The 22,665-nt window shown below is 42.0% G+C and carries 24 protein-coding genes and 1 other annotated feature; of the genes, 2 read left to right on the top strand and 22 right to left on the bottom strand.

Annotation, left to right across the window (positions count from 1 at the left end):
* Nucleotides 1-14 precede the first annotated feature (14 nt).
* The 6 genes from V6Z54_RS14125 to V6Z54_RS14100 all read right to left on the bottom strand — a co-directional run bounded on the left by V6Z54_RS14125 (nt 15) and on the right by V6Z54_RS14100 (nt 4,373).
* Nucleotides 15-149 (bottom strand): YrzI family small protein, encoded by a 135-nt coding sequence (locus V6Z54_RS14125; protein WP_064497892.1) that lies wholly within the window; start codon nt 147-149, stop codon nt 15-17.
* Between the two features lie 449 nt (nt 150-598).
* Complete coding sequence (locus V6Z54_RS14120) at nt 599-829, bottom strand: YrhC family protein (protein WP_034279976.1); 231 nt, start codon at nt 827-829, stop codon at nt 599-601.
* 72 nt (nt 830-901) lie between these two features.
* Nucleotides 902-2,050, bottom strand: coding sequence for a bifunctional cystathionine gamma-lyase/homocysteine desulfhydrase (locus tag V6Z54_RS14115; protein ID WP_039180222.1), 1,149 nt, complete (start codon nt 2,048-2,050; stop codon nt 902-904).
* A 1-nt stretch (nt 2,051) separates the two neighbouring features.
* Nucleotides 2,052-2,975 (bottom strand): cysteine synthase family protein, encoded by a 924-nt coding sequence (locus V6Z54_RS14110; protein WP_269103237.1) that lies wholly within the window; start codon nt 2,973-2,975, stop codon nt 2,052-2,054.
* A gap of 46 nt (nt 2,976-3,021) precedes the next feature.
* On the bottom strand, nt 3,022-3,717 hold the full coding sequence (mtnN, locus tag V6Z54_RS14105) for a 5'-methylthioadenosine/S-adenosylhomocysteine nucleosidase (RefSeq protein WP_024423101.1): 696 nt from the start codon (nt 3,715-3,717) through the stop codon (nt 3,022-3,024).
* A gap of 14 nt (nt 3,718-3,731) precedes the next feature.
* Entirely contained in the window at nt 3,732-4,373 is a 642-nt protein-coding gene (locus tag V6Z54_RS14100) for a class I SAM-dependent methyltransferase (protein ID WP_269103236.1), read from the bottom strand.
* A 186-nt stretch (nt 4,374-4,559) separates the two neighbouring features.
* Here V6Z54_RS14100 and V6Z54_RS14095 point away from each other — a divergent pair, with 186 nt between their 5' ends.
* The gene (locus V6Z54_RS14095; RefSeq protein ID WP_024423103.1) at nt 4,560-4,763 is read left to right on the top strand and encodes a YrzA family protein; all 204 of its coding nucleotides are present in this window, start codon (nt 4,560-4,562) and stop codon (nt 4,761-4,763) included.
* 38 nt (nt 4,764-4,801) lie between these two features.
* Here V6Z54_RS14095 and V6Z54_RS14090 read toward each other — a convergent pair whose 3' ends face one another.
* The 16 genes from V6Z54_RS14090 to V6Z54_RS14015 form a co-directional block, all read right to left on the bottom strand.
* Entirely contained in the window at nt 4,802-5,467 is a 666-nt protein-coding gene (locus V6Z54_RS14090; protein WP_073979780.1) for a YrrS family protein, read from the bottom strand.
* 68 nt (nt 5,468-5,535) lie between these two features.
* The gene (locus tag V6Z54_RS14085; protein ID WP_338527436.1) at nt 5,536-7,278 is read right to left on the bottom strand and encodes a penicillin-binding protein 2; all 1,743 of its coding nucleotides are present in this window, start codon (nt 7,276-7,278) and stop codon (nt 5,536-5,538) included.
* Nucleotides 7,279-7,328: 50 nt separating this feature from the next.
* Nucleotides 7,329-7,802 (bottom strand): transcription elongation factor GreA, encoded by a 474-nt coding sequence (gene greA, locus V6Z54_RS14080; protein WP_008358505.1) that lies wholly within the window; start codon nt 7,800-7,802, stop codon nt 7,329-7,331.
* Nucleotides 7,803-8,437: 635 nt separating this feature from the next.
* Nucleotides 8,438-9,070: a uridine kinase gene (gene udk, locus V6Z54_RS14075; RefSeq protein WP_024423106.1), complete on the bottom strand. Its 633-nt coding sequence runs from the start codon at nt 9,068-9,070 to the stop codon at nt 8,438-8,440.
* 7 nt (nt 9,071-9,077) lie between these two features.
* Nucleotides 9,078-10,346, bottom strand: coding sequence for a U32 family peptidase (locus V6Z54_RS14070; RefSeq protein WP_034661487.1), 1,269 nt, complete (start codon nt 10,344-10,346; stop codon nt 9,078-9,080).
* 20 nt (nt 10,347-10,366) lie between these two features.
* On the bottom strand, nt 10,367-11,296 hold the full coding sequence (locus V6Z54_RS14065) for a peptidase U32 family protein (protein WP_338527435.1): 930 nt from the start codon (nt 11,294-11,296) through the stop codon (nt 10,367-10,369).
* The gene (locus V6Z54_RS14060) at nt 11,293-11,958 is read right to left on the bottom strand and encodes an O-methyltransferase (protein ID WP_338527434.1); all 666 of its coding nucleotides are present in this window, start codon (nt 11,956-11,958) and stop codon (nt 11,293-11,295) included. The genes V6Z54_RS14065 and V6Z54_RS14060 overlap by 4 nt, the downstream gene beginning before the upstream one ends.
* Before the next feature lie 211 nt (nt 11,959-12,169).
* Nucleotides 12,170-13,252 (bottom strand): endolytic transglycosylase MltG, encoded by a 1,083-nt coding sequence (mltG, locus tag V6Z54_RS14055; RefSeq protein WP_025092416.1) that lies wholly within the window; start codon nt 13,250-13,252, stop codon nt 12,170-12,172.
* A gap of 73 nt (nt 13,253-13,325) precedes the next feature.
* Complete coding sequence (locus tag V6Z54_RS14050) at nt 13,326-14,414, bottom strand: acetyl-CoA C-acyltransferase (protein WP_073979783.1); 1,089 nt, start codon at nt 14,412-14,414, stop codon at nt 13,326-13,328.
* A complete protein-coding gene (locus V6Z54_RS14045) occupies nt 14,402-15,865 on the bottom strand; it encodes an acyl-CoA synthetase (protein WP_338527976.1) in 1,464 nt (487 codons plus the stop codon). The genes V6Z54_RS14050 and V6Z54_RS14045 overlap by 13 nt, the downstream gene beginning before the upstream one ends.
* Nucleotides 15,865-16,431: a biotin transporter BioY gene (locus tag V6Z54_RS14040; protein ID WP_073979784.1), complete on the bottom strand. Its 567-nt coding sequence runs from the start codon at nt 16,429-16,431 to the stop codon at nt 15,865-15,867. Before V6Z54_RS14040 ends, V6Z54_RS14045 begins: the two co-directional genes overlap by 1 nt.
* Before the next feature lie 154 nt (nt 16,432-16,585).
* Nucleotides 16,586-16,867 (bottom strand): DUF1292 domain-containing protein, encoded by a 282-nt coding sequence (locus V6Z54_RS14035; protein ID WP_024423112.1) that lies wholly within the window; start codon nt 16,865-16,867, stop codon nt 16,586-16,588.
* Nucleotides 16,868-16,882: 15 nt separating this feature from the next.
* Nucleotides 16,883-17,299 carry a Holliday junction resolvase RuvX gene (gene ruvX, locus V6Z54_RS14030; RefSeq protein ID WP_041086389.1) on the bottom strand — a complete coding sequence of 139 codons (417 nt, stop codon included), beginning with the start codon at nt 17,297-17,299 and terminating at the stop codon, nt 16,883-16,885.
* Nucleotides 17,300-17,302: 3 nt separating this feature from the next.
* A complete protein-coding gene (locus V6Z54_RS14025) occupies nt 17,303-17,569 on the bottom strand; it encodes an IreB family regulatory phosphoprotein (RefSeq protein ID WP_008358522.1) in 267 nt (88 codons plus the stop codon).
* Nucleotides 17,570-17,659: 90 nt separating this feature from the next.
* Entirely contained in the window at nt 17,660-20,296 is a 2,637-nt protein-coding gene (alaS, locus tag V6Z54_RS14020) for an alanine--tRNA ligase (protein ID WP_338527433.1), read from the bottom strand.
* An 82-nt stretch (nt 20,297-20,378) separates the two neighbouring features.
* Nucleotides 20,379-20,586 (bottom strand) — a binding site (T-box leader).
* Between the two features lie 44 nt (nt 20,587-20,630).
* Nucleotides 20,631-21,695, bottom strand: a complete 1,065-nt coding sequence (locus V6Z54_RS14015) for an AI-2E family transporter (protein WP_041086393.1) — start codon at nt 21,693-21,695, stop codon at nt 20,631-20,633.
* A 230-nt stretch (nt 21,696-21,925) separates the two neighbouring features.
* Between V6Z54_RS14015 and V6Z54_RS14010 the strand changes: the two genes are divergently transcribed.
* Nucleotides 21,926-22,654: an amino acid ABC transporter ATP-binding protein gene (locus V6Z54_RS14010; protein ID WP_041086396.1), complete on the top strand. Its 729-nt coding sequence runs from the start codon at nt 21,926-21,928 to the stop codon at nt 22,652-22,654.
* Nucleotides 22,655-22,665: the final 11 nt, after the last annotated feature.

Below are 22,665 nucleotides of genomic sequence, written 5' to 3'. Positions count from 1 at the left end.
TTTCTTTTCCTGTTTTAGTTCATATACTTTAGTTGTTTCTGTTTCATTTCTTCATAAAATGTTTCGACTTCTTGTTCGTAAAGAACGGTCTCAATGTCCTTGTATTTACGCTTGATCGTCAAAGTAATAAAAAATAAATGGATTGTCATATACGTTCACCTCCCTTCAGTTCGCAGCACGCGAAATAGCCCGCAGATCTTCTTTATCAGTTGACCTGCGGGCACACAAAAATGCAGCTCAAAAGACAGTGTCTTCCAACCTGCACTGGATGATACGTGTGAAATCCTCGTTTACTTAAACAGTTTTGAAGCGTGCACCGTATAAGGCAAAGGAAGGACACGAACTCTTCCACAGGCTGATGACATGATGAAATTGTTGGTTGAATTGATCACAAGTAGATACGAATAACATATTCTTCAGCCTCCTTTACGTTTTTTTTAATTACTTTGTAAGTATATCCAGCAAGCACCATTTTGTAAACCTGTTTTTAGTAATATAGATGATTTTTGTGTTTTTGACTAAATTTCTACAGTTATTCTTGTCCGATTGTCCAATACAATGAAAAAAGCCCCCTCAGGCACATGAGGAGACTTTCGAATTAATCTTCATCTAATTCTTGCAGTTTCTTTTGAAAGAAAATCGCACGTTTCACACAAACAAAAGCGGCTAATAAGAAAACACAATCTATTCCCATCATCAGCATTTTTGGAGATGCTTCGATGTGCTGGTTCGGTAAGATCGTACCAATATATAAAAAGGTGCTGACAGCAAGCAAAATAAAAGCGTACTGCTTGTAATCTGTCACTAAATCACTCCACTTTTTCTTCACTTGTTTCACCTTCCAGTTATCAATGTCTATTCATAGCTTAACATAGTGAGAGAAAGCGAGGAGCATGTAAATCTATCCATTCGCCAGCGCGCTAAGTCCTTGCTTGATATCATGTAGTAAATCATCAACATCTTCAATCCCAACGGAAATACGAATTAAACCATCTGTGATGCCAAGCTCCTCCCTGCGGTCTTTTGGAATGGACGCATGGGTCATCCGGGCAGGGACAGAAATTAAGCTTTCTACTGCTCCAAGGCTTTCTGCGATCGTAAACAGCTTTAGCTGGCTCAAAAATACATCAACATGTTCTTCTTTTCCAATATCAAAAGAGATCATTCCGCCGAAGCCAGATGCTTGTGTTTTCGCAAGTTCATGGCCAGGATGAGTACCGAGACCTGGATAATAAACACGTGTGACAGCTGGATGTTGCTTTAAAAACTCCGCGATTTTCTGTGCATTTTGTTGATGTGCTTCCATTCTTAGCCCAAGCGTTTTCATCCCTCTCATGAGAAGCCATGAATCCTGCGGTCCAAGAATTCCGCCTGTCGAGTTTTGAACAAAGTGCAGTTCTTCTCCAAGCTCTTTCGTCGCTGTGACAACAAGCCCGCCTACTACATCACTATGACCGCCTAAATATTTAGTCGCACTATGCAGAACAATGTCCGCACCATATTCAATCGGCTTTTGGAAATACGGTGTGAAAAATGTATTATCGACAATCATCAAGATGTTGGCTTCCTTTGTCAATTCGCCGATCGCTTTTAGATCCGTCATTTTGAGTAAAGGATTGGTTGGTGATTCAATGTAAACGGCTTTTGTTTCAGGTAAAATGGCTTTTTTCACCGCTTCAGGATCACTTGTGTCAACAAAGGTTGCAGTAATGCCAATGCGGTTTAGCACCTTTGTGATGACGCGGTAGGTTCCGCCATATACGTCATCTGTCAGCACAATATGATCCCCGCTGTTAAACAGCATCATCACAGCCGTAATGGCTGCCATCCCTGAACCAAATGCGTAGCCGTTTGCTCCTCCTTCAAGATCACGAATGACTGTTTCCAGTGCGGTTCTTGTTGGATTTGCTGTTCTGGAGTATTCATACCCCGTATGTTCGCCTGCTTTTGGCTGCTTATACGTGCTCACTTGGTAAATAGGTACAGACACGGCGCCTGTTCTTTCATCACCCGTTGTTCCACTGTGAATCATCATTGTTTTTGGTTTCATTCTATTTTCCTCCCTCATAAATTCCTTTACTTAAATATCGCTCACTGCTATCAGGAAAAATGGTCACAATGACTGTCCCAGGTGCTGCTTTCTTTGCTTCCTCTAAAGCGGCAAATAAGGCGGCACCAGAAGAGCTGCCGATGAGAACACCTTCTTTTTCAGCTGCTTCTTTCACCATTTGAAACGCATCATCATCACTGACAGTGTAAATCTCATCGAATAAAGCCTGCTCCATATAATCTGGGATAAATTCAAGACCAATTCCTTCCGTTCTATGCGGGCCCGGATCCCCGCCATTTAAAATTGACCCTTCAGGCTCCACAACAACCGTTTTTAACGACGGATGCTGCTCTTTTAAATAGGCGGCACAACCTTGAAAAGTCCCACCAGATCCTGCTCCTGCGACGAACACATCGATATTCCCTTTTAAGTCGGACCATAATTCCGGACCGAGCGTTCTGTAGTAAGTCAATGGATTTACTTGGTTTTTAAATTGTAAAACACAATAGGCATTGTCAAGGCTTGCCTCTAGTTCAAGGGCTCGATCAATCGCACCCTTCATGCCTTCATTTCTTGGCGTATGAATAATCTCTGCACCGAGCGCCTTCATCATCTGTTGTTTTTCTTGACTAAAATGTTCTGGTACACAAAAAATGGTCTGCAATTGATGCTTTCTTGCACTTAGGGCAAGCCCAATTCCTGTGTTTCCAGCAGTTGCTTCAATAATGGTTCCGCCTGGACGCAGCTTGCCAGATGCTAATGCTTCTCTGATGAGCATATCACCTAAACGATCTTTAATACTTCCACCTGGATTCATCATCTCAAGCTTTGCATACACCTCAACGCCTTCTGGGACGCCAATCCCTGACAGCTTTAAAAGCGGTGTGCGGCCAATTAATTCGGTAATATCCTTTATGACAGCCATATAATTCCCTTCCTTTGCATGGAAAAGAAGGGGGAAACCCCTTCTTTTATTGTGTTTGCTTTATCATACGCAAGACAAGGTCGGTTGAGTGAATCGCTGCTTGCTCAAGGAATTGATCAAAGGAGATATTGGATTCTTTCCCTGCAATATCTGATAGCGCACGAACGACAACAAATGGCGTACCAAAGAGCTGGCAGACCTGTGCAACAGCTGCAGCTTCCATTTCCACCGCATATAGCTCTGGAAACTTCTCTCTTACAAACGCTACACGATCCGGATCATTCATAAATGAATCTCCTGTTGCAATTGTTCCTTTTGCCACTTGAATATGATCGATCTCTAAAGCAGATTCCTCTGCCAGCTTTACAAGCTTTTCATCTGCAATGAAAGCAGCTGGAAGTCCCGGCACTTGTCCATATTCGTAATCAAAGATGGTCACATCTACATCATGATGTCTCACATCAGTAGAGATGACAATATCACCTACATTTAATGAGTGATGGAAACCGCCAGCAGATCCTGTATTGATCACATAATCTGGCTGAAAGCGGTCAAGCAGTAATGTTGTGCTGACCGCTGCATTTACTTTTCCAATCCCTGATTTTAATAAAATCACTTCTTTATCTTCATAAACACCTGTTGTAAATTCACACCCAGCGATGTTTTCTTGTGTAGCATTCTTTAGTTGATCTCTTAATATCGTCACTTCTTCTTCCATTGCACCTATAACTGCGATTTTCAAAACAAAACATCCTTTCATTCCCTTTTCTTTGCTTCTACGATCCAAACAAAATCATTCATTTGATGAAAGGATGTGCTAAAACCCTCTTCTTCAAAGATTTGCTTTAACACATCAATGGATGGATAATATTCCGTTTCTAAATCCTCTACAAGCTGATCGAACCCTGCAGCTCTCGCTTTGTCGATTTCAGCTTGATGTGCTGCTTGATTTTGAAACATTGTATCAGCAAAGACTATTTTACCATCTGAGTGAAGGATGTTGCTATAGGTGTGAATGGCTTGTTTTTTTTCTTCATCCGTTAAATGGTGGAATGCATATGAGCTGACGATCGTATCCGGCTCAAAAGGCGGCGCTGGAAATGATAAAAAATCTCCATCATGAAATATATTTGGTATTCCTTTTTGAAGAGCTGCTTTCTTCATGGCATCTGATGGTTCAACACCAAACACGTTTTTATCAGCTGCAAGCAGGAGCGCTGTTAGATTCCCCGTACCGCTTCCAAACTCAAGAACATATTGACCTGAACGGCGGGCAATTTCTTTTAGAATAGCCGGATACCGGCGAAACACTTCTTTATACTGCTCGTCATGACCACTTACCGTGTCGTCATAAGAGTCAGCCCAATGATCAAATAAAGAAAGAAATTCACGTCCCATTTTCTTTCCCTCCACTTTATCTATTTATTCCTATGCGTATAGTATGTTTTATTCCGTCGAACAGTTCCTATCCTACCACAACTTCTGTTTCTTTCCTACTAAAAAATACTGGGAGAGGCCGAAAAATATTTGCCCTTCTGAGGGAGAGAGATTAAGATGAATGAAGAGTATAGAGAGGTGAATCAAATGGATTTTCAGCTGGATTTTTTAAAGGATAAAATTGAATTTTTTGAAGCAACATCTTTAAAAGAACTTGAACAAAAGATCCAAAAACAAATTGAACATAATCAGGCGATTCTGCTGACCGTTCATTCTGTCAGCCATCAAACGACCGTGATCGATGAGCGGATTTTGTATACAGCAGTTGTTCATTTTAAAGCGAATGTTTAAACAAAAAAGATAGCATATTTGCTATCTTTTTTTCATGTTTATCTTAATTTTTCAACCTTCACAGGTTTCCAGCCTTTTGCATCTACCCACGTAATTTCCACGCGGTAGCGTTCACCTGTTGCTTTATCACGGATGGTTCCTTTTGCATCTTGAGGACCTCCGTTATTTCCTAACCAAAGGACTGTCATTTGATCTTCTGAAATTCCTGTCGCATAGGACATGGCTTTGATCATTTCTTTCCAGTCTTTTGAGCTCGAATCATAGGTTGCTGTATGTGAACCGGATTGCTCTGTTCCTACAGGCTCCCAGTCATCGTTTTCGTATGTTTTGTCGACGTCACTTGTTTTGCCGCCGTCTGTTTCTTTGGCGTCTTTTAACGCATTTTTATTAGGTTTTTCTTCATCATCTGTCTTCTTCGTATCGTCGTCTTGATCAGATGAATCATCTTTTTTGGCATCTGAATCATCGGATGTGTCTTTCTTTGGATCTTTCACATCTTCTTCTGAGTTTTGTTTATTTTCACTTGTTGCAGGTGCCGTTTTAGATGGCTCTTTCGCTACATCTGGATCTTTCGGCTTATTAAAAATTAACAAACTCGATGCGACAACCAAAATAAGCACCACAACGATACCAATTAATATGTTAAGCACCATATTTGCCTTTCTGCGCTTATCACGATGTTCAAATCGAGAATTTCTACTCAAAATCTCTGCACTCCTTTGCCTCTGTTCCCTAAGTCGTTTACTATTCTAACATGACATGAAGGGATGTTCTATGTCTGTTTCTTTTCAATTTCATTGACCTTTTTTACAATATCATAAAACGCATCATTTGTCTTAGCCCGGCCACTTGTCTCATCAAGGTGAACAACGACAAGGGCGTATTTTGGTTTTTCTACCGGAAAGTATCCAGCAAACCACTTATGATAAAGCGGATTCCCCTTTTTGTCTTGACCGCCGGTTTGGGCAGTACCTGATTTCCCCGCTACTTTGTATGGCAAATCTTGAAACCTTCTTCCGGTTCCCTTGTCAGAGGTCACCACCTGTCTTAAGAATTTTTGCAGCTTTTGAGCTGTATAGCGGTCTATACTGGCACCTTCAGGCCGTTTGTTTTGAAAGGACAGCATCGTTGTTCCGTTTTGATACAGCACTTTTTCTGCGATTTTCACTTCTTTTCGTTCTCCTCCTCTTGCGATCGTAGCCATCATATTCGCGATTTGCAGAGGAGTCGTTTTGACATTTTTTTGTCCTATTGCGGTTTGTGCAATGGCTTTTTTGACATGCTTGTCTCTTTTATCTCCCCACACACTGCCTGTTTCTTCACGATCAAACTGTTTGAAGTGCTGCTTATGATAGACATCCCCTTCCCAGCCAGCTCGATCGATGAGTCCAAGCTTTGCAGCCGTCTTTTCGATGATTTGATTATCTGTTTGAATGAGCCTTTCAGCAAGTGTCGCAAAGGTATAATTGCAGCTCTGCGAGAAACTGTCCGTCAGATTTAGCACTTCCTGTTTTCCTTCAGGCTCTCCATATAAATTCTTTCGACAGTCATACATGGTTTGTGGCTGGTCAAGGTTTTTTTCGATTGCTGCGGCAAGCACAGCCGTTTTAAAGACAGAGCCTGGTGCAATAGCTGTCAGCATGTAATTTCTTGCCTCATGCCGGTTTTTGCTTGTGACATTTGGGGTACTCGCCATCGCCAGCACACTGCTTTTTTCAATGTCGAGCAGAACGGCACCGCCTTTTTCAACGCCTTGTTCTTTGAGCACCTTTTCCATTTCAGCCTGCATGTCTTCATCTATTGTTGTCTGTACCTGAAGTGGATAAAAGGAATGAGCTTCTGCTGTATATTTGACGTCCATACCGAACAAAGGGTTTCCCCTTCCGTCCACATGATATAACAATTTTGTGTCTTGCTCGGGTAATAGAAATTCGTCAAAGGTGCTTTCCAGTCCAAATGTGCCGATTTCAGTACGAATAGAAAGCTCTTTTTTGTCAGGATACCGCTTTCTCAATAGTTCTGGATTCTCGCTTGTGAAACCTAATGTGTGGAGGGCAAGTCTTTTTTTGTCCTTCTCTTTCATATATACGCCGTACACACCTGAATATTTCATATCATTGATGTCTTTCAGCTTTTTTTTCGTGATGTCATCTTTTAAAATGAGCGGTTTTTTCGTTTCTGTTAACTGTTTTTTGAGTTCATTCTCTTCCATCTCAAGAATAGAGGCAGTTTGCTGTAAGCGCGAAAGATCATATTGCAGGAAAGGAAATAAGATAACCGCGGGCTGTTCTTTTGTAAGAAGTGCTTGGCCGTTTCGATCTAAAAACTCACCGCGCCCGTCTGAAATGACGACTTCTTCTGTTCTTTGTTTGACACTTTCTTGTATTAAATTGATATCAAGCTTTGAAAAAGATTCTGTGAAGAATAGCTGAATTTCTGCCAGTCTCATCAGAAGACCGAGAAATAGCATAAAAATAATCGCACCTGTCCATTGAATTCTTCTTTTTTTGCGCATAAAAACACCTCGTCCCTATTGTGGACGAGGTGTTTACGTGATAAACGTGATTACGAAATTTTTACAATTTGGACGAACATTTCTCCGCCAGGTGTTTGAACGGTTACTTTGTCGTCTACTTGTTTACCTAAAAGGCTTTTTGCAATCGGTGAATCGTTTGAAATCTTGCCTTCGAACGGATCAGCTTCTGCGCTTCCAACAATTGTGTAAGATTCTTCTTCTCCGTCTGGTAATTCAACGAATGTCACCGTTTTACCAAGTGAGACAACATTTGAATTTCCTTCATCTTCGATAATTTTGGCATTACGAATCATATTATCAAGCGTTGTAATACGGCCTTCTACAAACGCCTGCTCTTCTTTAGCAGAATCATATTCCGAGTTTTCAGAGAGGTCTCCAAAACTTCTAGCGATTTTAATACGCTCTACAACCTCTTTACGTTTAACCGTTTTCAAATATTCAAGCTCTTCTTCTAATTTACGCTTTCCTTCTTCTGTCATTGGAAATACTTTCTCTTGTGCCATGAATCATTCACTCCTTCTATTAATCCTCATCATACAAACTTTCTGCACGTGAGTGACGACTGAAATATACAAGAATGAGGACATGTTCAGGCCCTCATTCCTTCTGTCCCATATTCGTAAAAGTCCATCTTACATGGCGTCCCTTTTAGATGCAACTATTATGCCTTTTATTAGACAGGACCACTTGCAGCGGTCTAAAATCGCACAAACTGTGGAAAGGCACAGGAAGCTCCTGTACCTCGTTCGGCCATTTCGATCATATGTAGAAGAATAGCTTATCCATTCTCCTGCTTTCAATACATAATATGGTCAGTGTACGATATGTCTATGCTATATTATTACAAAATTGCATTTTGATCAAGAATTGTTTGAAAATTTGTGATGATTTGTTTGTCGTTTTTTTAATATACTTTTACAAAATCGAAACAACTTCAATATTACGCTTGAAAACGGCATTTTTCTACATCTATTCCACATCATTGTTTTCCTATCATATCAAATCTTCCATTTAAGGTGTGATTTCTAAAAATCACTTAATTAACATCTATCAATGAAACATTGGGATTTTTCCCCTTTTTCAATTCGCGATGCTGAAAAGACCTTTACACTGTAAAGGTCTTTTTCTTCTCCACCATTTACTCTGCTCGGTTTTGAAGAATCGTTTGAATTTTTGTCACCATTAAGTCGATCGCCACATGGTTTTGGCCGCCTTCTGGGATGATGATATCGGCGTATCGCTTTGTCGGTTCAATGAATTGATTATGCATCGGTCTGACAACAGATACATATTGTTCAATCACAGAATCGATCGACCGGCCTCTTTCCTTCGTATCGCGTAAAATGCGGCGAATGATGCGAAGGTCTGCATCTGTATCGACATACAGTTTAATATCCATTAAGTCTCTCAAACGTTCGTCTTCGAGCGCAAAGATACCTTCAACGATAATGACATCCTTTGGCTCAACATGAACCGTCTCTTCTGAACGTGTGTTTAGTTTAAAATCATATATTGGTTTTTCAATGGATTCGTACCTTAAGAGCTGTTCCAAATGCTCAAACATCAGGTCATTGTCGAATGCAAGCGGATGATCATAGTTCGTGAGCAGGCGCTCTTCAAATGGCATATGACTTTGATTTTTGTAATATAAATCTTGCTGAAGCATGAGGATGGAATGTCCTTTAAATTTTTCATAGATTGAATTGGTGACGCTCGTTTTACCTGAACCCGAGCCGCCAGCAATACCAATGACAACTGGTTTACTCCTCATGTGGCTGTTATTTCCCCTTTCTCATCATGTTGCTAGGGTATACTTTTTGATCAAGCTTGAATTTGACGATTTGCAGCGGATGACGAGCGGCATCTAGTTCATTTCCTTTTTCATCCCAAATCGTTTCAATTTTACATGTGAAATTCTCAATTTCCGGTCCGAAGAATTCGACTTCGTCGCCAGCTTTAAAAAAGTTACGCTGCTGCAATGTCACAATTTGTTCTTTTTCATCATAATGAAGAACAAGACCTGCGAAATCAAATGTGGTTTTCTTTCCATGAATGCCAAACATTTGTTCATCCGTTCCTGGTACGCCTTCGAAAAAGGCTGGTGCTGTGTCACGGTTTGCGCATTTATCTAATTCATCTAACCATTCCTGCTGAATGACAAAATTGTCTGGATCAGCACAATACGCATCAATGACTTTACGATACACACTGACAACAGTGGCAACATAATGAATGGATTTCATCCGTCCTTCGATTTTTAAGCTGTCAATTCCCATTTCGATCATTTGAGGAATGGATTCAACAAGCTTCAAATCTTTTGGACTCATCGCAAATGGTGCATCTTCTTCACCAAATAATGGTGCTTCCTCAGAACCTTCTAGTTTATAAAGATCATAATCCCAGCGGCAGGACTGGCAGCAGCCTCCGCGGTTGGAATCTCTTGCCGTCATATGGTTACTGAGCACGCAGCGGCCAGAGTATGCGATACACATCGCACCGTGAATGAATGTTTCGATTTCAATATCGACCTTTTCCTTCATTTCTCTAATTTCTAGCGCACTTGTTTCACGTGCAAGCACCACACGCTCAAGCCCTTCTTCCTTCCAAAATTGAACAGCTTTCCAATTTGAAAGAGATTGCTGTGTGCTTAAGTGGACTTCAAGCTTCGGTGCAACTCGTTTACATGTTTCAATGATCAGTGGATCAGCTACGATAATGCCTGCTACTCCAGCGCCTTCAATCCCTTGAAGGTATTCCTCCAGCCCGTCCATGTTTTCATTGTGGGCGAAGATATTCGTTGTCACATAAATGCGTGCGCCATATTTGTTTGCAAATGCGACGCCTTCTGCCATTTCTTCAATTGAAAAGTTATCTGCATTAGAGCGAAGCCCAAATTCTTTCCCGCCAATAAAAACAGCGTCAGCTCCATAATGTACAGCAATTTTCAGCTTTTCCAAGTTTCCTGCGGGTGCAAGCAGTTCTGGTTTTTTTGTAATGACACGTTTCCCATCAATCATTTCAGAAATACCATCTTTCAATAATGCCATTTCCTCTGCCTCCTCTTATATTAATAAACCGTTTCTTTAAAGAAGAATCCTGTATCAATCGAACGATTCACTGGCTGAATTTCTTCAATCCGCTTCACCCAGTCCTCTTTCTGATCTTCATACGCGTCTTTGTCAGTCGTTAGTAAATCAATTGCTTTTCTATAAAGTGATGTCACCTCTGTCATATAAGAAAGTGACTTTAAAATTCCGTCAATTTTAAATGAGTCAATGCCTGCGTCAACAAACTCTTCTAATTCGTCAATCATACACACATCATTTGGACTCATAATATGTGTCCCGTTTGCATCCTCGAAAATAGGGTATTTGTTTTGACGCTCTTGGTCATGCAGGAATAGCCCTTCCTCCATATTTCTGCCTACGACATCCATTTGTTTGCCCTGGTATTCAAAGTAGTTGCCGATGAGCGTACGTTTTGATTGAAACATACATGTCATGCCATGGACTTGAATTTCAATCTCCACCTCAGCATTTTCTTTGATGTCGATCACACTGTCCATATTCAGCTCTTTTGCAAGAACAGCACGCGATGCGCCTTTTCTGCCCCAGTAGTTACAAGTGTAATAGTTTGTCCCAGTCGTTTCTGTACTCCAGTGAAGATTCAGGTTCACTCCTGTTTCCTTTGCAGCCATGATCACGGCTGGGTCTCCAAAGACGACACCATCCACGTTTAATGAATCGAGAAAAGTTAAATAATCTCCAAGCAGCTGGACGCGGTCATTATGAAAAATTGCATTCATCGCCACATACACTTTTTTCTGATAGGCATGTGCAACCTCAACCGTTTGTTTCACATCTTCTCTTGAAAACTCACCCGCAAGACGAATACCGTATGTTTGTTCGCCTATTAAGAATGCATCAGCTCCTGCCTCAATTAATGGCATGACGTCTGACACGCTGCTTGGCGTTACAAGCAATTCTGGTTTCTTCATGATTGGTCACCTCTTTTTGTACTAATGGCGATCCCGTCTCCAACTGGAATAATGCACGTTTGGAAATCAGGGTTTGACATGAGCCATTGATTGTATCGATCAATTTTTCCAATTAATTGTTTTTTTCGTTTATCTTCAATTTCTTCTTCATAATTCGTTGCCACTAAGCCTTTGAATAATACATTGTCTGTAATAATCATTCCGTCATGAGCGAGCATCGGTTCAAACAATTCAAAAAAACGCTTGTACTGCCCTTTTGCAGCATCAATAAAAATCACATCATAGGGCGCCATCGTTTGGACCGTTTTAGCCGATTCCATCGCATCACCAAAAAACACGTGTATTCTTTCTTTTAACTTTAATTCCTCAATGTTCCGTGTCGCTTTTTCATAGCGCTTTGCATTTCGCTCAATCGTATAAATCTCAGCATCTGGCAGAGCTGTTGCCATTCGAATGGCGGAATAGCCAATCGCTGTCCCAACCTCAAGAATTTTCTTCGGCTTTTTCATCGAAAGAAGCTGCAGTAAAAGCTCGATGCTCACCTTTTCCATAATTGGCACATGATGCTCTTTTGCATAGATCTCTAATTGAGCGATTGCATCAGGACTTGGGTGAATTAAATGTTCAATATAATCATTTATTCGATCATCTTCGATAGTCATTATCTGTCTAGCTCCTTCATGACCTGAAAAAGAAGAGTCCTGCCTGTTGCAGCTCTCTTTCTCGTCAATCTTTCGTTCATCTAAGTAAAAACAACCCGATATATTTTACCACAAAGAAGTGGTAATTGCGAACCTATAAAATGGATATTTCAACGAAAAAAACTGCAGGCAATCTCGTGTTGTCTACAGTCTTTTTCGATTCACTTGTACGTTAATTGCTGCCTGTGATGTATTTCGCTTTTGCTTTATTATGCTCATTTAACGTTTTCGTAAATACGACTTCTCCATTTTTCTTCGCAAGGAAGTAAACGTAATCCGTTTTCTCTGGATGCAGAGCTGCTTTCCAAGAGGATTCACCAGCATTTGCAATAGGTCCAGGCGGCAGCCCTTTGTTGTTATACGTGTTATAAGGAGATTTCACTTTTAGGTCTTTGTAATAAACGCGGGATTTATGCTCACCAAGTGCATAAAGAACGGTTGGGTCAGTTTGAAGCGGCATGTCCTTTTTCAACCGGTTATAAAATACACTTGAGATTTTTGCCCGATCTGTCTTTTCTGTTGCTTCCATTTCAATCAGTGATGCCATCGTTAACACATCATGTATGGACATGTTTCTCTTTTTCATGTCTTTTTCATACGTTTTCACGTATTGATCTGTTTGTTTAATCATCGTTTCAATGATCGTTTCGAGCGATTCATCCTCACGATAAAATGGATACGTAGCAGGGAATAAGTAACCCTCTAACGGATGTTTCACCTGTTTCCCATTCACCTGTGATGTGACGGTTTTCGGATATTTTTTCATTAGTGTTTGAATAAAAGCAGGATCATCCAGCTTTGCTTCAACTTCCTTTGCTGAAAAATTCGTCTGATTTGCAATAATGGCTGCAATATCAGACAGCTGTCTTCCCTCTGGAATCACAAGCTGAAAGGCGTAATCAGTCCCGCCAGATGTCAGCTTTTTGATCAGCGTGTCTGCGTCCATTGTTTGTTTTAAATGAAAATATCCCGCTTTAAAGCCGGACGCCTTTTTGTATTTTGCATAATACGTGAAAATCGTGTCATTCGAAATGAGCCCATTTTCTTTTAAAATGCCCGCAATTTCGCGGACAGATGTCCCATTTGGAATATGAATATTAATGGTTTGTTTACTTTTTTGATCGACCGGTCCGAGTGCTGATTTAACATATAAAAAGCCTGATAATGCTGCAATGATGATGACAGCAAGGACAGATAACAGGACGATCCCCATTTTTCTTTTGAAGAATGGTCGTTTCTTTTGTTCTGAAAACATGCATGGCCCTCCTCACATCTAGCTTTTATAGTACATGATTCGACGGAGTTCGGCAATTCCTTGCTCATGCATGTCATGACAAAACTTGCCACAAAACGGCTAAACCAACGCCGCCACCGCTTCCAATAGCAGCGATGACATAGCTTCCATTCGGTAAAGCGTGCGCTTCATAAAATAATCTCACCATCATAGCAGCTCCTGACGCGCTGTATGGATGCCCAAGGCATAGTGCACCGCCTCTTCTATTGATCCGGTCATATGGTATACCCAGCGTCCGAGCAATAAGTGCTGCTTTCAGCGCAAACGCTTCATTGATTTCAAATAGCGCCACTTCCTCTGCCTTGATGTTTTCTTGATGTAAAAGTTTCTTGATCGCATCAATTGGTGAAGCAGCTGGAAAATGAGGATGTATCGCTGTCACAGCACTTCCGGCATACCGTAACATCGCCTTACATCCACTTGCTTCCGCTAGCGATCTTTCCATCACAGCGACGGCAGCTGCTCCGTCTGCTTCCTTACAGCTATTGGCGGCGGTCACAGTTCCTTTACCCGGCAAAAATACAGGTTTTGCCCGGTTGATCAGTTTTGCCATCGGTCTTATTTTAGCAGCCGCTTCATCTATGCTCAGTCCGTCAATCGAAACGATTTCTTCTGCATATGTACCATGTTTGAAGGCGGCTAAACTTCTTTCCCAGCTTAAAAGGGCATAGTCATCTTGTTCTTTTCTCGTGACAGAAAATGCCGACGCGGTCAGCTCTGCTGCTTCTCCCATATGCGGATCTCCTATCCACTCCGGTGAAAAGCGGGCTCTTTCTTTCATTGGTGATCTGGAAATGCTCTCAGTCCCGCCAGCGATATACATCGATCCCTCCCCCGATTGAACCATGACGCATGCTGTTCTGATCGCTTCAAGACCAGAGGCACATTGCCTGTCAATCGTCATACCGGGAACGTGTAAAGGGAGCCCTGCTTCTAATGAAGACAGACGGGCCATATTTCCACCGCCTCCGACGACATTGCCTAATATGACGTCATCCGGTGTCATGTTCTGAGACAAATGCCGAATAAGGGGAGCGGCTAATTGCTCTGGGCGATAATTTTTCAGCATCCCATTTTTGTCACCGAAGGGTGTTCGTTTTGCTTGTACAATCACCGCTTGCATGACAATTGCTCCTCCGCCCACCTTTTCATGCTCACGCGGGCAATTTTTCCGCCGGATGTTTCAATCATTTGATCAATCACAAGCCATTTTTTTGGTACCTTGTAGGCCGCAAGCTTTTCTTTAACAGCTTGTCGAACCACCTTTATTTGCTGCACTTGCTCCAGTATGGCAACAGGGATTTCACCCCAATATGGGTCAGGAACGCCAACCACAATCGACCGCTTCACCTCTGGCTGTTCATTTAGCACGCGCTCAATTTCCTCTGGGAAAATATTCAGTCCTCCATAGACGATCATGCCATTCTCACGACCGCTCATATACAGATAACCGTCTTCATCCAGCCACCCCATATCGTAAACAGTCAGCCACTCCTGCGGTGGTTTCTCCTCATGCAAGTAGCCTGAAAAAGTCATTGGGCTCTTCACATAAATCCTCCCTATTTCATATGGTTGACAGACAGATTGATCGGGGCGCCTTACTTCTACTTGAATGGAGGAGAAAGGCCGTCCAACAGAAGAAGGTTTTTGCAGAAAGTCATTTGAAGACAAATAAGAGACAAAACTTAACTCTGAAGTACCATAAAAATCAAAAAAAGTGATATATGGATAGTTGGAGACGAGCTGTTCTTTTGAAGAGATGCTCCAATCTGCTCCCGATGACATGACAAGAAGCGGATTGTCTCCTTTAAAAGCATCGATTTGCAGTAACGTTTCTGTCATTGTTGGGACAGTATACATCACTGTGATATCACCTGTGTCTAAGGCTTGCTTCGCTTTTCCTGGCACAAATTTTTCTAAAAGCGTCACTGTGCCGCCAAAGTATAATGTACTGATGGCACCATATAAAAAATGAGAGGATAAGAGCGTACCTAATATAAGAGCATGATCTTGATGAGTGATTCCAAATGAAGCGGCGGTCATTTGAAAGCTCTCGATCCATGATTGCTGACGCCTAATAAAGGCTTTAGGTGAGCCCGTTGATCCTGACGTAAATCCCATATAAAAGACAGGGTCCTTCTCGGTATCGCAGGTGTTATAAGGACTGTTGTCTGTGAGAAGGCTGATTCTTTCCTTCCATTCAGATATAGAAAGAATCGGCATGTCCACGCTGCCCTGTTCAAATCTTTTCATAAATCGATCCTCTATAATGGCGAGATCCGCCTCACTTAACAAGAGTTTTTCTACACATTCTTCATGACTCCATCTCGGATCAAGCGGAACGGCTGTCCACCCTGCACAAGCAGCGCCCGCAAATATTTGAAGAAAAGAAGCACCATTTGATAATAAAAAAGCGATTCTTTTTTGCTGATGAGCCGTTCCTTGTAACCACTGTGCCGCTCTCTGCACACGTTCATACCAATCTTGATATGTAATACTTTCTTGCTCATCTATGATGGCAATCTGATCTCGTTTCATTTCTGCATGTACTGCATAGCTTCCCGTTATTCTGATCAAACTGCACGCCTCCCTTTAGACAGATCCCTTTTTCGATATGACATGGCCTGAATGATTCTGACCGTAAAGACAGCACACATTCCCGCTTTGATGAGATCACCTGGAAGATAAATCAAACTAAGAAAAGCGGCCTGCGAGACCTTAATATGCATCATCATGGCTTGAAAAGGAATGCCGCACATATACAAAATCACAATACTGCAAACCGCATAGATCACAAAAAGACGCAGTGCGGTTACTTTTTTCAGCCGGTTTACCCATAGGCTGATCATGAAGGCAGCAGCCGGATAGGCAAGTAGAAAACCACCACTTGGCCCAAAAAAGACCCCAATTCCGCCTCTCCCGCCTGATAAAAGAGGTGCGCCTGCTGCCACAATCAATAGAAAAAGACATAAACTGATCAATGCTTGTTTTGGCTTTAACAGCCCCCCAGCAAGCAAAAGACCTGCGGTTTGCAATGTAATCGGTACAGGTGTAAATGTCAGTAAAATCGGCGGGATCAAGCCTAACATCCCGATAACTGCTGTCATTAACGCTATTTGCATCATATCTTGAATTCTCAATATTCATGCCCCTCACTCAAATTATTGTTAAAAACAGAGTAAAAGGTACAGTTCATTATGTCAACACAAAATAAATTTAAGTTAACATAATAATCGTAAAAAAAGACCTGTGAAGAAGATCAAGAAGATCTGTTCACAGGTCTTTTTTTTGTTCTTATTCTTCGTCTTCTTGATCTAAGAACGTATTTAGCGTTTCTTCAATCATATCCCACTCTTCATCCGTTTCAATCGGCTCTAGCTCGCCATCTTCACCGTCTTCATTCGGTGTGAAGCTTGATGCATGAATTTCAATTTCCTCATTGTCTTGCTCAGAAATTGGGTAGTAAAGGACATAAGATTTGTTAAAATGGTCGCTTTCAAAAGTAAATAGTACTTCGCAAAGCTGTTCATTTCCATTATCATCAACGATTGTAATTTGCTTTTCTCCGTGTTCCATTTGATTCACCTCATTTTAATTTAAGCTGTCTAAATATCCTTGCAGGATCATGACAGCCGCCATTTTATCAATGACTTTTTTACGCTTTTGTCTGCTCACATCTGCAGAGATGAGCATTTTTTCCGCTGCCATTGTTGACAGACGCTCGTCCCAAAGCACAACAGGAACATTGTACGTGTTTTCTAGCACTTTCGCAAATGATTGGCTGGCTTCGCCTCTAGGACCGACCGTGCCGTTCATATTTTTTGGAAAGCCAAGTACAATTTTATCCGCTCCATATTCTGCAACGATCTCAGACAGGCGGCTGAGACCAAAGTTTCCGCCTGCTTCATCAATTTTAATTGTTTCAATCCCTTGAGCTGTCCATCCCATTTCATCACTGATCGCAACACCAAGGGTTTTCGTGCCTAAATCTAAGCCCAAAATTCTCATGTTTTACGCCTCTTTATGTGTCTCTAAGTACGATTTAACCAATTCCTCAATTAATTCGTCTCGTTCTAGTTTACGAATTAGGTTGCGTGCATCCTGATGTCTTGGAATATAAGCAGGGTCGCCTGACAGCAAGTATCCGACAATTTGATTGATCGGGTTGTATCCTTTTTCTTGGAGTGCGTCATGAACTGTAATGAGCACTTCATTCACATTGGTTTCAGCTGAATCATCAGAGAAGTTAAACTTCATTGTCTTATCAAATGAACTCACTGCTTCTTGCACCTCTCTTCCAACATTCTACTAGCAAGCTTTTTTTCTAACCGCTCATCTAATACCATTATTCTACACTACATTGCCTGATTATAAAACGGATTTGACAGATTCTTCGACAGTTGCCAATGCTTCTTCAAGCTTTTCTGGTTGTTTTCCGCCTGCTTGTGCCATGTCTGGACGTCCGCCTCCGCCTCCGCCGCAGATTTCAGCTGCCTGCTTCACAAGCTTCCCTGCATGCAGACCTTTTTCGATCACGTCTTTTGTCACTCCTGCTGAAATATTTACTTTTCCGTTTTGAACGGCTCCCAGGACGATGACAGCTGATCCTAATTTAGCTTTCAAGTCATCAACCATTGTTCTTAAATGGTTCATATCTTTAGCATTTACTTTTTCAGTTAGTACTTTCACTCCACCAACTTCTGTCACTTTCTCTAAAATAGAGCCTGCTTCTGCTTGGCTTAGTTTCGCAAGAAGAGATTCGTTTTCTCTTTGAACCTCTTTTAAATCTGCCTGTAATGAAGCGATTCGTTTTGGGACATCCTTCGTATTTGACTTCAGCTCACTTGCAGCCTGCTCTAAAATCGCCAGCTGCTCATTTAATTCTTCATAGGCACCTTTACCAGTCACAGCTTCAATACGGCGTGTTCCAGCACCAATACCCGACTCAGATGCAATTTTAAACAAACCGATTTCCGCAGTGTTTTGCACGTGACAGCCACCGCATAGCTCGATGCTGTAATCGCCCACTTGGACAACACGGACAATATCGCCATACTTCTCGCCAAAGAGCGCCATTGCCCCCATTTCTTTTGCTTCGGCAATTGGTTTCAGGTCAATGGCAACAGAGATGCCTTCCCAAATTTTTTCGTTGACGATTTTTTCAATTTGAGACAATTCTTCTTTCGTCACTTGTCCAAAGTGAGAGAAATCAAAGCGAAGTCTGTTTTCATTTACCAATGAACCTGCTTGGTTTACGTGGCTGCCTAATACGTCTTTTAGCGCCTGATGCAGAAGGTGTGTCGCTGTATGGTTTTTGACAATGCCTTTTCGAAGAGCTGATTTCACTTCTGCAGTGACCTCGAGACCTTTTTGAGCCGTACCGCTTACGACGACTCCTTCATGGACATGCTGACCGTTTGGCGCTTTTTTCACATCTTTGATCTCAATGATGGCTTCTGCACTTTTTAGTGTTCCTTTATCCGCCACTTGTCCGCCGCTTTCCGCATAGAAAGGTGTTTCATCTAACAAGATTTGCACCGTGTCTCCTTCATGTGCTTCAGAGACAATTTCACCATTTTGAAGCAATTCAATAATACGGGCATCTGCTGTTAGATTTTCATAGCCAACGAAGGTGCTTTCTACTTTAATATCACCTAGAGCGCCGCCTTGAACCTGCATACTGCCGACATCTTGTCTCGCATTTCTTGCCCGTTCTCGTTGCTTCTCCATTTCCGCTTGGAAGCCTTCTCGATCAACTGTCATGTTCTCATCTTCTGCGTATTCTTCTGTCAGCTCGACAGGGAATCCATACGTGTCATACAGCTTAAATACATCTTCACCTGAAATTTGTGAGCTGCCTTTGTCTCTTTCTTTCTTGATCACTTCTGACAAAATGGCTAACCCTTCGTTCAGTGTTTCGTGGAAACGTTCTTCTTCGTTTTTGATGACTTTCGCAATAAATTCTTCTTTTGCTTGTACATCTGGGTAGAAATCCTTCATGATTTCAGCAACAACTGGCACTAAATCATACATAAACGGACGGTGGATATGGATCGTTTTTGCATAACGCACAGCGCGGCGCAGCAAACGTCTTAATACATATCCGCGGCCTTCATTGGAAGGAAGTGCTCCGTCACTTACAGCAAAGGCAACTGTCCGGATGTGGTCAGCAATCACTTTGAATGCTGTATCCTTTTCCTTTGTTTCGCCATAGCTTTCTCCAGAGATCGTTTCGACTGCGCGAATAATTGGCATGAATAGGTCTGTATCGAAGTTCGTCGGCACGTTTTGAATGACAGATACCATTCGTTCAAGACCCATCCCTGTATCAATGTTTTTCTTCGGCAGTGGTGTGTATGACCCATCTGGATTATGGTTGAATTCAGAGAACACAAGATTCCATACTTCTAAATAACGCTCGTTTTCCCCGCCTGGATATAATTCTGGATCGTTCATGTCGTGACCGTATGATTCACCGCGGTCATAGAAAATTTCTGTATTCGGTCCGCTTGGGCCCTCGCCAATATCCCAGAAGTTGCCTTCAAGACGGATAATACGTTCTTCAGGCACACCAATTTTATCTCTCCAAAGGATATACGCTTCTTCGTCCTCTGGGTGGACTGTCACAGATAATAAATTCGGATCAAAACCAATCCACTCGTCACTTGTGAGGAATTCCCACGCCCATTCAATGGCCTCTTCTTTAAAGTAGTCACCAATAGAGAAGTTGCCAAGCATTTCAAAGAACGTGTGATGGCGTGCTGTCTTCCCTACATTTTCAATATCATTTGTACGAATCGATTTTTGCGCGTTGCAAATACGCGGATTTTCAGGTACGACGCGGCCATCAAAGTATTTTTTTAATGTTGCCACACCACTGTTGATCCATAAAAGTGTCGGATCGTCATGCGGTACAAGAGACGCACTCGGTTCTACAGCATGTCCTTTTTCTTTAAAAAAGTCTAAAAACATTTGACGTACTTGAGCTGAAGTTAAAGTTTTCATTCAAAAAAATCCTCCCTTATCATTCATCAATCTCCACACAAACGAAAAAACATCCCGCCCTATGCAAGCACAAAACGACTTACACAGGGACGAGATGTTCTCGCGGTACCACCCTGATTATAGACAAATTCGTCTATCACCTTCACATCCGATAACGCCGGAAGAGAGCGGCAGTGTTTATCTGCACTCGGGACTAGCTTCCGTTAAAGGTCTGATAAGGCTTTTCTCAGCAAATAAAGCCTCTCTCTGCAACAGCTTTTTAACGTACTCGGGTCCGTCATTGAATTTCAATATGTATGAATCGAAATTATTATAGACAACTCGGCTCGTCTTGTCAATGAACGCTTCGTCTCATCAGGATATATTGCACAATGATCACCCTGATAATCGCAGCTGCTGGTACGGCTAAAATCATCCCAATTAAGCCAAACAGCTCCCCTCCTGCAAGCAAGACAAGCATAATGACGACAGGATGCATATGAAGACTTCGCCCTACAATGATCGGGCTGAGAACATTGCTCTCTAAAAATTGCAGCACCGCTACTGTGATCAGCACAATGATGACCGATTTCACTGAGATGGTAAACGCAATAAAGATGGCAGGAACTGCGCCAATAATCGGTCCAAAATACGGTATCACGTTCGTTGCTCCTATCAGCATCCCAAGGACAAGCGGATACGGGATATGAAAAAGCCAGAGCACAATAGCTGCTGCACCACCAATTAAAGAACAGACAAGCAGCTGCCCTCGAATATAATCACCAAGCGATTCATCCACTGCTTTGACAAAAGCATGCCCCCTCTTCCTAAATGATGGCGGTGTTAAATACCATGCCGCCCGCTTCATCGTGTTCATGTCCTTCACCATATAAAAAACAAGAAAAGGAATGAGTGCTGCGACTAATGCGTAATCAAATAAAACCTTACAGCTAAGGATCATCCGCTCAGCACTATTGGCTGCATATGTCTCCGATTGAACAATGAAGCGGTCCAAGCGCTCGTGAAGTCCGTCAGGCCAGTGGCTAGTATGACGATGAATATGTGATAAAGCGCCATTATAAGTTTCGGCGAGGACAGGAATTTGTTCTGACAGCTCATTTAACTGTGCGATCATTACAGGCGCTCCTTTATAAACCGCAAACCCAATCCCGCCAAAAAACAGGACATAGATGAGTAAGAGACTGACTGTTCTCGGCAGCCCTCGTGCATGCAGTCTTTCCACAATCGGATAAAGCAGATAAGAAATAAAAATGGCGATGAGAAGCGGAATGAGAACCGCCTTCAGCAATAAAAAAATAGGCATCCATAACTCGTCGAGCTGCAGTAAAATGAGCAAGGATGCAAGGACAAGCAGGACCCCTGCAGCATATATCAGAAATTGGATCGGACGTTTCTTCACCTTTTTCACCTCTTTTCTTATTGTTTAACCATCTTCTGCAATTATCCACGTAAATAAAATTTGTCCTAACTTTGTTAAAAATGAATACACATGAAACATACAGCTCCATCCAAAGTCACTATTTGCTGTAAAATCTCGTCAGAAAATATTCCATTATTTACTTCTTTTTACACAAGTTATGCTAGAATCCACTTTAGCTTTAGCCAATGAAACACAAGAGGAGGTTCTTCATGATCACATTCGAAGAAGTCAACAAGCATTATGGCCACTTCCATGTACTTAAGGACATTAACCTACATATTCAAAAAGGGGAGGTTGTTGTGATCATCGGTCCTTCAGGATCTGGTAAAAGCACGATGCTCAGGTGTATCAATCGTCTTGAAAGCATTGATGCGGGAAAAGTTCTCGTCAACCAAGTGTCTGTTCAGCATCCGAAGACCAACATCAATCTTGTCAGGCAAAATATCGGAATGGTCTTTCAGCATTTTCACCTCTATCCGCATAAGACGGTGCTTGAAAACATTATGCTTGCACCGATGAAGGTCAAAAAAGTGAGCAAGGAAGAAGCAAAGGAAACAGCTGAATTTTATTTAAATAAAGTCGGCATTCCTGAAAAAGCAGATACCTATCCTTCACGACTCTCGGGCGGACAGCAGCAGCGCGTTGCCATTGCAAGAGGGCTTGCGATGAAGCCAGAGGTGATGCTTTTTGACGAACCGACATCTGCACTTGATCCAGAGATGATCGGCGAGGTTTTAGATGTGATGAAGCAGCTGGCCCGAGAAGGCATGACCATGGTTGTCGTCACACATGAGATGGGCTTTGCCCGCGAGGTGGCCGACCGCATTGTCTTTATTGATGAAGGCAGAATTCTTGAAGAATCAACACCAGCTGCATTTTATGAAAAACCGCAGGAGAAACGTGCTCAATTATTTTTAAGCCGTATTTTAAATCACTAGGGGGAATGGTT

This window comes from Bacillus sp. MAG717A (genome assembly GCF_036884855.1).
In the GTDB taxonomy this organism is placed as follows: Bacteria; Bacillota; Bacilli; order Bacillales; family Bacillaceae; genus Bacillus; species Bacillus safensis.
Note: the sequence above shows the minus strand (reverse complement) of the source record. Positions and strands in the feature narration are given on the sequence as shown.